Source organism: Comamonas sp. A23 (assembly GCF_004522605.1).
GTDB lineage: Bacteria > Pseudomonadota > Gammaproteobacteria > Burkholderiales > Burkholderiaceae_C > Comamonas > Comamonas thiooxydans.
This window is the reverse complement of record NZ_RSDT01000001.1, coordinates 657,340-671,047: the sequence shown is the minus strand read 5'-3', so window position 1 is coordinate 671,047 and position 13,708 is coordinate 657,340. Positions and strand designations below refer to the sequence as shown.

The 13,708-nt window shown below is 63.7% G+C and carries 10 protein-coding genes and 1 tRNA gene; 5 read left to right on the top strand and 6 right to left on the bottom strand.

Going from position 1 to position 13,708, the window contains the following annotated elements; all coding sequences use genetic code 11:
• Positions 1–15: 15 nt before the first annotated feature.
• A tRNA-Sec gene (locus tag EIC84_RS03110) sits at positions 16–111 on the top strand.
• Between the two features lie 17 nt (positions 112–128).
• Here the strand turns inward: EIC84_RS03110 and EIC84_RS03105 are convergent.
• The gene (locus EIC84_RS03105) at positions 129–1,817 is read right to left on the bottom strand and encodes a long-chain fatty acid--CoA ligase (RefSeq protein ID WP_034362288.1); all 1,689 of its coding nucleotides are present in this window, start codon (positions 1,815–1,817) and stop codon (positions 129–131) included.
• A 182-nt stretch (positions 1,818–1,999) separates the two neighbouring features.
• Between EIC84_RS03105 and EIC84_RS03100 the strand changes: the two genes are divergently transcribed.
• Positions 2,000–2,512: a pyridoxamine 5'-phosphate oxidase gene (locus EIC84_RS03100; protein ID WP_171832504.1), complete on the top strand. Its 513-nt coding sequence runs from the start codon at positions 2,000–2,002 to the stop codon at positions 2,510–2,512.
• Here the strand turns inward: EIC84_RS03100 and EIC84_RS03095 are convergent.
• The 3 genes from EIC84_RS03095 to EIC84_RS03085 form a co-directional block, all read right to left on the bottom strand.
• Complete coding sequence (locus EIC84_RS03095) at positions 2,509–3,027, bottom strand: hypothetical protein (protein ID WP_003066487.1); 519 nt, start codon at positions 3,025–3,027, stop codon at positions 2,509–2,511. The genes EIC84_RS03100 and EIC84_RS03095 overlap by 4 nt on opposite strands.
• Before the next feature lie 77 nt (positions 3,028–3,104).
• Positions 3,105–4,505, bottom strand: coding sequence for an MBL fold metallo-hydrolase RNA specificity domain-containing protein (locus tag EIC84_RS03090; protein ID WP_003066484.1), 1,401 nt, complete (start codon positions 4,503–4,505; stop codon positions 3,105–3,107).
• A gap of 271 nt (positions 4,506–4,776) precedes the next feature.
• On the bottom strand, positions 4,777–5,646 hold the full coding sequence (locus EIC84_RS03085; RefSeq protein WP_003066482.1) for a MurR/RpiR family transcriptional regulator: 870 nt from the start codon (positions 5,644–5,646) through the stop codon (positions 4,777–4,779).
• Between the two features lie 197 nt (positions 5,647–5,843).
• Between EIC84_RS03085 and EIC84_RS03080 the strand changes: the two genes are divergently transcribed.
• The 3 genes from EIC84_RS03080 (at position 5,844) to EIC84_RS03070 (ending at position 8,825) form a co-directional block, all read left to right on the top strand.
• The gene (locus EIC84_RS03080) at positions 5,844–7,184 is read left to right on the top strand and encodes an aspartate aminotransferase family protein (RefSeq protein WP_034362284.1); all 1,341 of its coding nucleotides are present in this window, start codon (positions 5,844–5,846) and stop codon (positions 7,182–7,184) included.
• Positions 7,185–7,268: 84 nt separating this feature from the next.
• A complete protein-coding gene (locus EIC84_RS03075; RefSeq protein WP_080554162.1) occupies positions 7,269–8,135 on the top strand; it encodes an amino acid ABC transporter substrate-binding protein in 867 nt (288 codons plus the stop codon).
• Between the two features lie 27 nt (positions 8,136–8,162).
• The gene (locus EIC84_RS03070) at positions 8,163–8,825 is read left to right on the top strand and encodes an aspartate/glutamate racemase family protein (RefSeq protein ID WP_003066474.1); all 663 of its coding nucleotides are present in this window, start codon (positions 8,163–8,165) and stop codon (positions 8,823–8,825) included.
• 158 nt (positions 8,826–8,983) lie between these two features.
• Here the strand turns inward: EIC84_RS03070 and EIC84_RS03065 are convergent, their stop codons facing one another.
• Entirely contained in the window at positions 8,984–10,447 is a 1,464-nt protein-coding gene (locus EIC84_RS03065; protein ID WP_050788978.1) for an efflux transporter outer membrane subunit, read from the bottom strand.
• Between the two features lie 12 nt (positions 10,448–10,459).
• On the bottom strand, positions 10,460–13,690 hold the full coding sequence (locus EIC84_RS03060; protein WP_003066470.1) for an efflux RND transporter permease subunit: 3,231 nt from the start codon (positions 13,688–13,690) through the stop codon (positions 10,460–10,462).
• Positions 13,691–13,708 lie beyond the last annotated feature (18 nt).

Genomic DNA, 13,708 nt, shown 5'->3' with positions numbered 1-13,708 from the left:
CACTCTTGACTCGAAGGAAGGCAATCGTGCCCGGTGGCGCGGCCGGGCTTCAAACCCGGTGGGGGGCGTCAGCCGCTCCCGGGTTGGTTCGACTCCAGCTGCTTTCCGCCACTCCCCCTCTTTGCATTTCAGACCGCGGCTTCCTGCTCCTGCAGCATTCGCCACATCACCTTGCCGCTGCCGCTCTTGGGCAAAGCCGTCACGAATTGCACCCGACGTGGGGCCTTGTAGACTGCCATATTGTCATGGCACCACTGGATGATCTGCTCTGCCGTCGTCGCCTCATGGCCGGCACGCAGCACGACCACAGCCTTGACGGTCTCGCCGCGATAGGCATCCTTGGCGGAGATCACGCAGGCCTCCTGAATCGCGGGATGGCGGAACATCAGCGACTCCACCTCGGCCGGCCACACCTTGAAGCCGCTGGCATTGATCATGCGCTTGAGCCGGTCGGTGATGAAAAAGTAGCCATCCTCATCCACGCGCCCCAGGTCGCCGGTGCGGAAAAAGCGCTTGCCATCAAGCTCCATAAAGCTCTGCTCGGTCGCCTCGGGGCGCTGCCAGTAGCCTTCGAACACCTCGGGACCGTTGACCACGATCTCGCCCTGCTCTCCTTGGGCCACCTCTTCCAGCGTGTCGGGGCTGATCACGCGCGCATCGGTACTCATGAAGGGAATGCCCAGGCATTGCTGCTTGGGATGGTCGGGCGGATTACTGTGCGAAGGTGCGGCGGTTTCGGTCAGGCCATAGCCCTCGCAAAAACGCAGCCCGTACTGCTCGAGCAGTCGCTGGGCCACGGCCTGGGGCATGGCGGCGCCGCCGCCGCCGATGTATTTGAGGCTGGAGAGATCGAAGGACGCAAAGTTGGGACTGGCCAGCAGATCGATCACCATGGTCGGGATATTGGTCCAGCTCGTGACCTGATAGTGCGAGATCAGGCGCCCTGCCAGTTCACGCTCCCAGCGCGGCATGATGATCAGTGTCGCCCCCATGTAGATGGCACTGTGCAGCACGGACACCATGCCCGTGATGTGAAACATGGGCACGACGGCGAGCACCACGTTCTCGCTGCTGCCCGTGCCCCACATCGCGCCGGAAACGGCATTGTGGTTGATGCTGCGGTGCAGGTGCATGCAGCCCTTGGGCTGGCCCGTGGTGCCGCTGGTATAGGGCAGCAATGCCAGGTCGTCACGACCCGCAGTATGCGGCGGCGGCAGCTCGCTGCAGGCCAGCGCCTGCGTCCATGCATGGACCTGGCCGTGGTTCAAGCTGGCAGGCTCGCGCTCGCCCAGCAGCCAGTTGCGCCAGGCTTCGGGCGGCGCATCCGGCCCCTGCACATCGGCATCAAAGCCGTCGGTGAACCGTGTCACCAGCAAGTGCTGCAGCGCCTCGGAGGGTTCCAGTGCATTGCTGGCCTTGGCCAGCTCCGGCGCCAGATCGGCCGTGGTGATGGCCACCTTGGCGCCCGAATCCGTGATGTAGTGCTTGAGCTCCTCTGCCGTATTCATGGGATTGACCGGCACCACCACCGCATTGGCGCGAAAGATGGCGTAATGCGCCAGCACCAACTGGGAGCTGTTTTGCATCAGCACGATGACGCGGTCGCCTTTTTTCACGCCCAGGCCATGCAGATAGGCAGCCATGCGCTCCGTGCCCTCGCACAGCTGCTTATAGGTCGTGGTGCGCCCCAGAAACACCAGCGCGGCCTTGTCCGGGTAGCGCCTGGCATTGATAGCAAGGTTTTCCCAGACGCTAGTTGCTGGAACGGTGATGGAATATGGTAGCCGATTAGGCCAAAACTTGTGGTGAGCGGGCATGAGTCAGGCAATCAGAAAAGCGTATACATAGTCCGGGTGGACTAATCAATCCGCAAGACTAGGCCTGCAACCTCGGCCCGGCATCCGGGATGCCCCCAACAGTCGGTCACGCAGGTGACGACTGGTGCGGCCTGGCGCGGCTCGCCCTGCTCCGGCTCTGCGCTATGGCTTACCATGCGCAAATGCCTCATGAATCACGCCTGCAGCAGTCGCTGCGCCAGCTACTCGCCAGCCAGCGCACCGCCGCCCTGGCCGTACAGCCGCAGGCCGGCTCTTCAGCGCCCGGATATCTTCCGGCCCCGGGCCTGTCTCTGGTGCCATGGGCCTGGAATGGCGAATTCAGCTGTCTGGTACTGCATGTCAGCGCGCTGGCCAGCCACACACAGGCCATGGAGCGGCATCCCGCCGTCAGCCTGCTGATGAGCAGGCCAGAGTCCGCTGGCGAAGCCGTGCATGCGCTGGAGCGCATCAGCATCCAGGGCGTGGCATCCACTCCGCCACGCGACAGCGGCCTGTGGCAAGGCGCCCGGGCCAGCTATCTGGAGCGCTTTCCCGAAGCCGAGCCCATGACGGCTCTGGGCGACTTTCGTTTTGTCTGCATCACGCCGCAAAGCGGCAGGCATGTCGCAGGGTTCGGCGCGGCGCGCGATGTGGACGAGCACGATCTGATAGCCGCACTCAACCCGGCTGCCTAGCCTTTGCTGACCCGGCCCAACCTGGATTGGCCAGCTTGAGCCTGGAACACATGCTCGGCAATCAGGCACATGCAGGCCAGAGGCTGGCCCTGCACGAGGGCCTGAACATGGTCCTGCCAGATCTGCCCCTGCTGCTCCACGCTTGCGTCCAGAAAGCACTGCAGCATCTGCTGCGGATCTGCACAGACCCGATAGTGATAGGGGTCGCGCCGCAGGCATGCCGCGCGCAGATGCAGGCCGAACGCCTCCCACGTCACCGCTCGGCCTTGCAGACGCTGCCACTGATGCAGCAGCTCATGGGCAAAGACGCCTGCCACCACAGGGTGGGCAAGCCGCAGCGGCCGATGCGGGTCAGCCTGCTCAAAAAAGCTGCGCGGCAGATAGATGCGCCCGCCCCCCAGGGACAGCGCCCGCCTGGTATCGCCCAGACGCCGCACATGCAGACGCATGCCGGGCAGCAGCTCATCCAGCGCAGTGCCGAAAAGCCGCTGCACGAATCCGGTCTCGACCGGCATCAGCCTTCGCCGCCAGAACATCATGCAACAGGGCGCGCGCAAGGAGGATTACGCATATCGGAGACTCCCGGCACGCGCTAGAACTCGAAGACCTGGCCGGGCTGCGGAACCTGCACCGAGAAATGCAGGCGCTCGTGCAGCAGCGCGGCCAAGGCCCGGGATGCCTGCGGCTCCCCATGCACCACAAAGGTCTGCTGCGGCGGGCGGGTGAACGCGGCCGCCCAGTCCAGCAGGGCCTGCTGGTCGGCATGGGCCGAAAAGCCGCCCAGGGTATGGATGCCGGCACGGACCTCGACTTCATCGCCGAGCAGGCGCACCAGCCTGGCACCGTCGACCAGTCTGCGCCCCAGCGAACCTTCGGCCTGAAAGCCGCAGATCACCACGGCACACTCGGGCCTGGAGAGATTGTTCTTCAGATGATGCAGCACCCGCCCCGCATCGCACATGCCGCTGGCCGAGATGATGACCGCGCCGCTCCTGATGCGGTTGAGCTTGATGGAGTCCTCCACATCGCTGATGAAATGAATGTGCGGCGACTCCTTGAGTCTTTTGACGCTGCCCAGCAACTGCCTGGCCTCCTCGTCGAACACGCCGAAGTGCCGCAGCGTGATGTCCGTGGCCGCCACCGCCATGGGTGAATCCACAAATATCTCTACCGGCGGCAGACGCTGCTGCTGGATCAGCTGCAGAAAGTGATAGAGCAGCTCCTGCGTGCGCCCCACGGCAAATGCCGGGATGACCACATTGCCATGGGGAACCGTGCGCGTGACCACATCGACCAGCTCCTCCAGGGTATCGCCCGTGCTCCTGTGCTGCCGGTCGCCATAGGTGGACTCGATGAGCAGCAGATCGGCATCCATGATCGGCGTGGGGTCGCGCAGGATCACCCGCCCCGGCTGGCCCAGATCGCCGCTGGCCACCAGCTTGCGCGAGCCGCCATGACCATCTGCCAGCCACAGCTCCACAATGGCCGAGCCCAGAATATGCCCGGCATCCTGAAAACATACTGTCACCGCAGGATGAGGTTCGAAGCTGTGGCGATAAGGCATGGCCTGGACCTGCTCCAGCGTGCTCGCCACATGGGCCAGCGAGTACAGAGGAACCGCCGGCTCTCGCTCGCGCCGCTTGCCTTCGCGCTGACGCCGCGCCGCCCGCTCGGCATCCATCATCTGGATATGGGCACTGTCCTTGAGCAGGACTTCGAGCAGGTCCTTGGTGGCCAGAGTGACATAGATAGGGCCCTTGAAGCCCTGAGCCACGAGCTTGGGCAGCAGGCCACTGTGATCGATGTGCGCGTGGGTCAGAACGACGAAGTCCAGGCCCTCGGCATCAAAGGCAAAGGCTTGCTGGTTGTGCTCGTCAGCCTCGCGGCCGCCCTGGGCCATGCCGCAGTCGATCAGAAAGCGACACCCATGCGCCTCGACCAGAAAGCAGGAGCCCGTAACCGACTGCGCCGCACCGTGAAAAGTGATGTTCATGAAGCACCCATTGACGATCCACATGGACCGTCAATGAATCTAGCACCACTGGCACCTGCGTTTCCAGAGCCTCAAGTCTTGCCTTGACGCCCATCAAATCAACCGAAACCATAGCGACCACGTGCGGGCTGCGTCGATTGCCCGCACCAACGGCTCGCTGCCGTCTCCGGCTTTTCCAATACATGCCCTCCTGAGCTGCTGCGTCATTGGAGATGGGGTGCCCTGCCGCGTCACTCTGTTACGAGCTAGGTGCCCCGCGCCCTCGGCGGTACTAGCTGCCTCGGCTACGGCCCCCGGCATCCACATAGGCGCCTGACTCGAACAGGTGGGCCTCTGCCCTCTCAATGCGGTCGATGACCGGCTTGCCCGCGCGACTGACCAGTAGTTCCAGCAGCGACTCTGTCAATGCCATCCCCGAGGTAATCGATGGAAAAAATGAAGGACTCTGTGTCGAAAAAAGCAACGTCACATCCGCCAAAAGCGACAGCGGCGAGGCATCGCTATCGGTAATGGCAATTACTTTGCAGCCAGCACGCTTGCCTGCTTCCACCACCTGCAGCACCTCCCGGGAATAGGGCGCGAAGCTGATGACCAGGAGTGCATCCTCCTCGGTCATGGATCGAGTCTGCATCTCCAGAGAGCCGCCCTGGCCGTCTATGAGATGCACGGAATTTCTGAAAAGCCGATACACATAGACGAAAGAAAACGCGATGGGAAAGCAGGCACGAAACCCCGCTACATGAACATTGGGCGCCGCTTCCAACAAGACGGCCGCATCGTTGAGCCCGCTCCTGCTATGACGCTCCGTGGCCTCAAGGTTCGCCTTGTGAACCTGAAATATCTCGCCCGCCAGACCTTGCTCACTGGCGCGCTCCAGCAAAGAGCGGGCCCTGTCGCCATAGGCTTCCCGACCCAAGCCCATCTCCTGCGCAATCGCCTGCTTGAGTTCCGGCCAGCCGGCAAATCCTAGCTGCTGAGCAAATCGCACCAGCGTCGCCGGACGTGCATCCGCACTGATACCCACGGTGCGCATCGAACTGGTGACCACTTCGTTGGGATGGTCCAGCACGTATTTCGCAATCCGCTGCAGAGCTGGACTCAGTGAGTTGAAGCGGCCTCGCAGCTCGTCTTTGACAGTCATGGTTGAAGACTCAATCGAAAGCTTTCCTCGCCAGATGCTTGGCTGGAAAGCTTATGGAACAAATGTTCCCAAAGCATACAACTCAGCAAAATACCTCTTGACGAAACATTTGTTCCATTAAATACTTTTAATAGAACATTAGTTCCAAAACACAGCAACGCCTCCAAGCACCCGTATCAGCTTTCGGAATCTTCCACATGACGCACGTCTTTCACCGCCATCTGCGAACCGCCCCACCCGTTGCCGTATCGGCTCACGGCATGCGAATTCAGGATGCCAGCGGCCATAGCTACCTGGACGCATCCGGGGGCGCAGCCGTTTCATCACTGGGCCACGGACATCCAGACGTGATTGCGGCGATGCACGCCCAGATCGACCAGCTCCCTTATGCGCATACCAGTTTCTTCAGCTCTCGGCCGGCCGAGGAACTCGCAGACGAGCTCATCCGCACAGCGCCTGAAGGCATGAGCCATGTGTATCTGGTCAGCGGTGGCTCCGAGGCTGTGGAATCCGCATTGAAGATGGCACGCCAGTACTTTGTGGAAATCGGAGAGCCTGAGCGCACACATTTCATTGCCCGGCGACAGAGCTACCACGGCAATACCCTGGGTGCTCTGGCCGTCGGCGGAAACGAATGGCGCCGCGCCCCTTTCGCTCCCATTCTGGTACCTGCCACGCATGTGGCGCCTTGCTACCCGTATCGCGAACAACGCGCCGAAGAAACTCCCGAGCAATATGGACAACGGCTGGCGCAAGAGTTGGATACGGCCATCCTCGCCCAAGGTCCGGGGCGAGTCATCGCCTTTGTGGCAGAGACCGTGGGCGGAGCAACGGCAGGCGTGTTGACTCCGGTACCTGGCTACTTCAAGGCCGTGCGCGAAGTCTGCGACCGCCATGGCGTGCTTCTCATCCTCGATGAAGTAATGTGCGGCATGGGACGGACCGGGACTCTGCATGCCTGCGAGCAGGAAGGCATCAGCCCGGACCTGATGACCGTCGCGAAGGGACTGGGAGGCGGCTATCAGGCCATAGGCGCGGTGCTTGCAAAAAAGCACATTGTTGACGCCATGTCTTTCGGCAGCGGCTTCTTCCAGCACGGGCACACCTATCTAGGACACCCCGTCGCCTGTGCTGCGGCGCTTGCCGTCCAGCGGGTCATCCACCGGGACGGACTTCTGGCCAAGGTGCAGGAGGACGGCGCCTTCTTCGGTGCGCTGCTGCGCGAAACCTTCGCCGACCACCCTCACGTGGGGGACGTGCGCGGTCGTGGCTTCTTCTGGGGCATTGAGCTGGTTGCAGACAAAGCCGAGAAACGCCCCTTCAACCCGGCGCTCAAGGTCAATGCAAATCTCAAGAAGGACGCCATGGCGCGGGGCCTGCTGTGCTATCCGTTCGGAGGCACTGTCGATGGAGTCAACGGAGACCATGTGCTGCTTGCACCGCCCTATATCGCCAGCCGCGATGAGCTCAAGACCATTGCCAGTCTGTTGGCAGAGTCCGTGGACGCCATCACCCGGCAAGCCGCCATCGCGGCCTGAAGACTCCCACTCCCCGTTCTCAACCCCACTCTCTCATTCAGGAATACCATGCGCTTGTCTATCCGAAACGTCGCGGCTGCTGCCATGATGGCCACTGCTCTTGTCCCCGCACTGGATGCCCTCGCACAGGAGTCGCCTACTTTGAAAAAGATCAAGGAGAGCGGGACTATCACCCTGGGTCACCGCGAGGCCTCCTTCGGATTCTCATACATCTCCGATACCGCCACCCCCATCGGCTACAGCCTCGACATCTGCATGAAAATTGTGGACGCCATCAAGGCCGAGCTGAAACAGCCCAAAATCGATATCAAGTACCAGGTGGTGACGTCGCAGAACCGCATCCCTCTTGTGACGAACGGGACGGTCGACCTTGAGTGCGGCTCCACGACCAATTTGGTAGAACGCCAGAAGGACGTGGCATTTTCTCCGGACATCTTCCGATACAACGTGCGCATGGCAGTCAAGGCCAGCTCAGGCATCAAGAGCATTGCTGACTTGCAAGGCAAGTCGGTTGTCACCACCGCAGGCACGACTTCGTTCCGACTCCTGCGTGAAACCAACCGTGGCAAGGTGCTGGAGGTCACACAATTGTCCGGGAAAGACCATCTCGACTCCTTTCTGCTGCTGAATTCGGGCCGCGCAGCCGCCTTCGTGCTCGACGACATCTTGTTGGCAGGTCTTATCGCGAACACCCAGAACCCGAAGGAATTCATCATCACGGGTGAAAACCTGCGCACAGAAAATCAGTCTCTGATGCTGCGCAAGGACGACCCGCAGTTCAAGGCGCTGGTAGACCGCGTGGTGGTCGGAATGATGAAATCAGGCGAAATGGAGACACTCTACAAAAAGTGGTTCATGTCGCCGATTCCACCGAAGGGGACCAACATCAACTACCCACTCAATGCAGAAACCAGAGAAGGCTTCGAGAACCCTTCTTCAAAGGGCATCTGACATCCTCGAACTTCCAGGCACCAACATATGACTCGGATTGCTCTCATTCACGCCCTTAGCCATTCGGTCGAGCCCATCAACGCCGCATTCGACCGAGACTGGCCGCAAGCCGTTCGCATGAACCTGCTGGACGACAGCCTGTCGGCAGACCTCGCACGAAGCAGCCACGGACTCGACACAGCCATGCACAGGCGCTTCGAGGTCCTGGCCGACTACGCAGTGGGCACGGGTGCCCAGGCTATTCTCTTCACCTGTTCGGCATTCGGACCCTGCATCGATGCGGTCGCTGCGCGGCATGCCGACCTCCCGGTGCTTCGGCCCAATGAGGCCATGGTGGCCGAAGCACTGCGACAGCCCGGAAAAATTGGACTCATCGCGACTTTTGCTCCCACGCTGAAGTCGATGCCGCCCGAGTTCGGTCCGGATGCCGACCTCGTTCTGGCTCTGGCCGAAGGCGCGTTGCAGGCCATGAATGCGGGAGACCTGGCCCGCCACGACGCGCTCATTGCAGCCCAAGCCGCTCGATTGAGAGACGAAGGATGTACCCGTATCGCTCTGGCGCAGTTCAGCATGGCAAGAGCCAGGGCGGTTTGCGAGCAAGCGTCGAACCTGCCGGTACTCACCACGGTAGATAGCGCGGTACGCGCACTGAGGACTGCGCTTTGCAATCCGGTCACCACGTGGGGATAGGCTAGAGCCCGCCTCTTAGCGGCCGAAGACCTTTGTGCCGAGCTTCATCACTCAACGCAGAGAGGCAGCTGCCGACAGCGGTAGACGCGGGCCGGCACAGAGCCTGCGATGATGCTGCATCTGGGCCCAGCTCAGGCCTGCCCGGAACAGGCCCCTCCTCATCCGCGAGCCGCAGGCGGCTCACCGCTATCCCAGCCTCCGCCCAGCGCACGAATCAGCGCCACTGTGGCCGTGTACTGCGCGGTGCGCACCTGCAGGGCCTGGCGCCGGTTGCGCAACTCGTTGCGGCGTGCATCGAGCAGCTCCAGCTGGCTCACCAGACCGTTGCGGTAGCGCACGTCCGAGAGATGGGTGGCGCGCTCGGAAGACTGCACGGCCTGCCCCAGCACATGGGCCTGACCCGAGAGAAGACGCAAGGCACTGAGCTGATCCTCCACATCCCGAAAGGCCGCGAGCACCTGGCCGCGCTGGGCGGCCACGGCTGCCTCCAGACGCGCACGGGCGCCCTCTTCCTGCGCTGCGCGCTGGCCGCCGTCGAAGATGGGCAGGGACAGCAAGGCGCCTATGCCCCAGGAGCGTGCCGACCACTTGAACAGATCGCCCAGCTCCGGCGAGGCATAGCCGCCATTGCCCGTGAGCGTGATGGCCGGAAACCATGCAGCCTGCGCCACGCCCACGCGCGCCTGGGCAGCCAGCACCGAAGCCTGGGCCGCCGACACATCGGGGCGGCGCGCCAGCACCGTCGCAGGCACGCCTGCCGGAATCACAGGCAGCGTTGCCAGCACAGGCTGTGCAGCCAGCGTGAAGCCAGTGGCGACATCGCCGACCAGCACGGCCAGCGCATGCGTGAGGGCCGCCTGCTGGCGCTCCAGCGCCAGCGTCTCGGCCTCGGTGGCCGAAACCTCGGTCTGCATGCGCGCCACATCCAGCTCTGCCGCATCGCCGGCCCGGAAGCGCTTCTCGATCAGTGTCAAGGTCTCGCGATAGGCCACCAGACTCTGCTCGACCAGCTGGCGTTCGGTCTGCAGCGAACGCAGCTGCAGATAAGTCTGCGCTACATCAGCCTGCACCATCAGGCGCGTGCTCTGCAGCAGTGCTTCGCGTGCATTGGCATCCTCGCGTGCCGCTTCGCTGGCCCGCGACAGCCTGCCGAACAGATCCGCTTCGTAAGAGAAGTTCAAGCCGGCCGTGACCAGGGTTGCGGGTTGCATGCCGCTCGCGGTGCTCAGCCCGGCCTGGCGCACAGCGCCGCCCGAGGCCCCGATCTGCGGCTGCCGCTGGGCATCGGCCGAGCGCAGCAAAGCGCGGGCTTCAGCTAGGCGTGCCGCAGCGGTCTGCACATCGGCATTGGCTTCACCCGCGCGCTCCACCAGAGCGCTGAGTTCGGCGTCGGCAAATACCAGCCACCAGGCACCGCGCGGCTGAGCCTCGGCCGGGGCAGCCTGCGTCCAGCCCGCGGCTGCGGCCTGGGCGCTGAAGCTTGCTGGCACGGCAACGCCGGCATGCTCGGCCACCGTGGGCGGTGCGCTGGCGCAGCCTGCCAGCACCAAAGCTGCCGTCAGCACGCTCAGGGACGGCATCAGGGATCGAATGCCTTGCATCGTTTTCATATCGGAATCCATGGTTGATTGGGCTTATTCGTCATGGCCGCGCGGCGCAGCAGGCATGGGCAGGGCCGAGGCGCCGTGACCCGGCTCGCTGATCGGCGCCACATGGCTGCCGTGCTGCTGCAGGGGCCGGTTGCCAGCCAGACGACGCAGCACCACATAGAACACCGGCGTGAGGAACAGGCCAAAGGCCGTCACACCGATCATGCCGGCGAACACCGCCACGCCCATGGCGCTGCGCATCTCGGCTCCCGCGCCCGTGGACAGCACCAGGGGCAGCACGCCCATGACAAAGGCCAGCGAGGTCATGAGGATGGGGCGCAGGCGCAGGCGGCTGGCTTCGATGGCGGCCTGCACGGGCGTGCGGCCGGCAAATTCCAGCTCGCGGGCGAACTCCACGATCAGGATGGCGTTCTTGGCCGACAGCCCCACCAGCACGATGAGCCCGATCTGCGTGAACACATTGTTGTCGCCGCCGCTCAGCCACACGCCCGTCATGGCGGCCAGCAGGCCCATGGGCACGATGAGGATGATGGCAATCGGCAGGGTCAGGCTTTCGTACTGCGCCGCCAGCACCAGGAAGACCAGCAGGATGGCGATGGGGAAGACCAGCACGGCGGAATTGCCGGCCAGGATTTCCTGGTAGGTCAGCTCGGTCCACTCGAAGCCTATGCCGGGCGGCAGGGTTTCGGCAGCAATGCGCTCGACGGCGGCCTGTGCCTGGCCCGAGGAGAAGCCGGGCGCGGGCCCGCCATTCACGTCGGCGGCCAGAAAGCCGTTGTAGCGCATGGCGCGTTCTGGCCCGAAGCTGGGTTCGAGCTTCATCAGCGCCGACAGCGGCACCATCTCGCCTGTGGTGGAGCGCACCTTGAGCAGGCCCACGTCTTCGGCACGCGCCCGGTAGGCGGCATCGGCCTGGACGCGCACGCTATAGGTGCGGCCGAACTGGTTGAAGTCGTTGGCGTACAGGCTGCCCAGGTAGATCTGCAGTGTCTCGAAGATATCCGTCACGGGCACGCCGAGCTGGCGCGCCTTGGTTCGGTCGATGGCGGCATAGAGCTGGGGCACGTTGACCTGCCAGCTTGTGAACAGGCCGGCCAGCTCGGGCGTCTGGTAGGCCTTGGCCATGAAGGCCTTCACGGCCGCGTCCATGGCGTCGTAGCCCAGCGAGGCACGGTCCTCGATCTGCAGCTTGAAGCCGCCGGTCGTTCCGAGGCCTGCCACGGGGGGCGGCGGGAACATGGCGATAAAGGCTTCCTGGATGCTGCCAAAGGCCTGGTTGAGCTGGCCCGCCACGGCACCGCCGCTCTGGTCGGCATGCTTGCGCTCGGCAAAGGGCTTGAGCGTGACAAAGACGATGCCCGAGTTGGAGCTGTTGGTGAAGCCGTTGATGGACAGTCCGGGGAACGCGATGGCATCCTCCACATTGGGATTGTTCTTGACGATCTCGCCCATGCGGCGGATCACGTCTTCCGTGCGGTCCAGCGTGGCGCCATCGGGCAACTGGGCAAAACCGACCAGATACTGCTTGTCCTGGGCCGGCACAAAGCCGCCGGGCACCAGCTTGAACAGACCCCAGGTCGCGCCCACCAGCACGGCGTAGATCACCAGCATCAGCGCCTTGCGGCCGATGACGCGCTGCACGCCGCCGCTATAGGCATCCGAGCCGCGACGGAACAAGGCATTGAAGCGGCGAAAGAACCCGCCCAGCACGCGCTCCATGCCGCGTGTCAGCGCGTCCCTGGGCGCATCGTGGCCGCGCAGCAGCAGCGCGGACAGCGCGGGCGACAGGGTCAGCGAGTTGATGGCCGAGATCACCGTCGAGATGGCGATGGTCACCGCGAACTGGCGATAGAACTGGCCCGTCAGGCCGCTGATGAAGGCCAGCGGCACGAACACTGCCACCAGCACCAGGGCGATGGCGATGATGGGCCCGCTCACCTCCTGCATGGCGCGGTAGGTGGCCTGGCGCGGCGACAGCCCGGCCTCGATGTTGCGCTCCACGTTCTCCACCACCACGATGGCGTCGTCCACCACGATGCCGATGGCCAGCACCAGGCCGAATAGGCTCAGCGCATTGATGGAAAAGCCCAGCAGGTGCAGCACGGCAAAGGTACCCACCACCGACACCGGCACGGCCAGCAGCGGAATGATGGATGCGCGCCAGGTCTGCAGGAACAGGATCACCACCACAACGACCAGAGCCACGGCTTCAAGCAGGGTCTGGATCACGGACTTGATGGAAGCCCGCACGAACTGCGTGGGGTCGTAGGCGATGCGGAACTCCACGCCCTCGGGCATGTGCTTTTGCAGCTCGGCCATGGTGGAGCGCACATTGGCCGAGATCTCCAGGGCGTTCGAGCCCGGGGCCTGGAACACGCCCATGCCCACGGCGGGGTCGTTGTTGAGCAGGGAGCGCAGCGAATAATCGGCCGCGCCCAGCTCCAGCCTGGCCACGTCGCGCAAGCGCGTCACCGCGCCGTCAGCACCGGTCTTGACGATGATGTCGCCGAACTCCTCCTCGGTCTGCAAGCGGCCTTGCGCATTGATGGACAGCTGCATGTCAACGCCAGGCAGACCGGGCGAGGCGCCGACCACACCGGCCGCAGCCTGCACGTTCTGGCCGCGGATGGCGGCCACCACGTCGGCGGCCGAGAGACCGCGCTGCGCCACCTTCTGCGGGTCCAGCCAGGCGCGCATGGAATAGTCGCCGCCGCCGAAGATCTGCACCTGGCCTACACCCTTGATGCGCGCCAGGCGGTCCTTGACGTTGAGCACGGCATAGTTGCGCAGATAGTCGATGTCATAGCGGCCGTTGGGCGAGACCATGTGCACGACCATGGTCAGGTCGGGGGCGCTCTTGACCGTGGTGATGCCCAGGCGGCGCACTTCCTCGGGCAGGCGCGGCTCGGCCTGGGAGACGCGGTTTTGCACCAGCTGCTGGGCCTTGTCGGGATCGGTGCCCAGCGCGAAGGTCACGGTCAGCGTCATCACGCCGTCGGTCGTGGCCTGGCTGCCCATATAGAGCATGCCTTCCACGCCGTTGATGGATTCCTCCAGCGGCGTGGCCACGGTTTCGGCAATCACCTTGGGATTGGCGCCCGGGTACTGGGCGCGCACCACCACCGAAGGGGGAGCGACCTCGGGGTATTCCGAGATCGGCAGCGTCCGCATGGCGATCAGCCCTGCGAGAAAGATAAGCACCGACAGCACGCCCGCGAAGATCGGGCGGTCGATGAAAAATCGGGAAAGGTTCATGGTGTCGGAGGATTAAGG

Coding starts and splice junctions, on each gene's coding strand:
- EIC84_RS03105 (WP_034362288.1), bottom strand. CDS start 1,817: ATGCCCGCTCACCACAAGTTTTGGCCTAATCGGCTACCATATTCCATC.
- EIC84_RS03100 (WP_171832504.1), top strand. CDS start 2,000: ATGCCTCATGAATCACGCCTGCAGCAGTCGCTGCGCCAGCTACTCGCC.
- EIC84_RS03095 (WP_003066487.1), bottom strand. CDS start 3,027: ATGCCGGTCGAGACCGGATTCGTGCAGCGGCTTTTCGGCACTGCGCTG.
- EIC84_RS03090 (WP_003066484.1), bottom strand. CDS start 4,505: ATGAACATCACTTTTCACGGTGCGGCGCAGTCGGTTACGGGCTCCTGC.
- EIC84_RS03085 (WP_003066482.1), bottom strand. CDS start 5,646: ATGACTGTCAAAGACGAGCTGCGAGGCCGCTTCAACTCACTGAGTCCA.
- EIC84_RS03080 (WP_034362284.1), top strand. CDS start 5,844: ATGACGCACGTCTTTCACCGCCATCTGCGAACCGCCCCACCCGTTGCC.
- EIC84_RS03075 (WP_080554162.1), top strand. CDS start 7,269: ATGATGGCCACTGCTCTTGTCCCCGCACTGGATGCCCTCGCACAGGAG.
- EIC84_RS03070 (WP_003066474.1), top strand. CDS start 8,163: ATGACTCGGATTGCTCTCATTCACGCCCTTAGCCATTCGGTCGAGCCC.
- EIC84_RS03065 (WP_050788978.1), bottom strand. CDS start 10,447: ATGGATTCCGATATGAAAACGATGCAAGGCATTCGATCCCTGATGCCG.
- EIC84_RS03060 (WP_003066470.1), bottom strand. CDS start 13,690: ATGAACCTTTCCCGATTTTTCATCGACCGCCCGATCTTCGCGGGCGTG.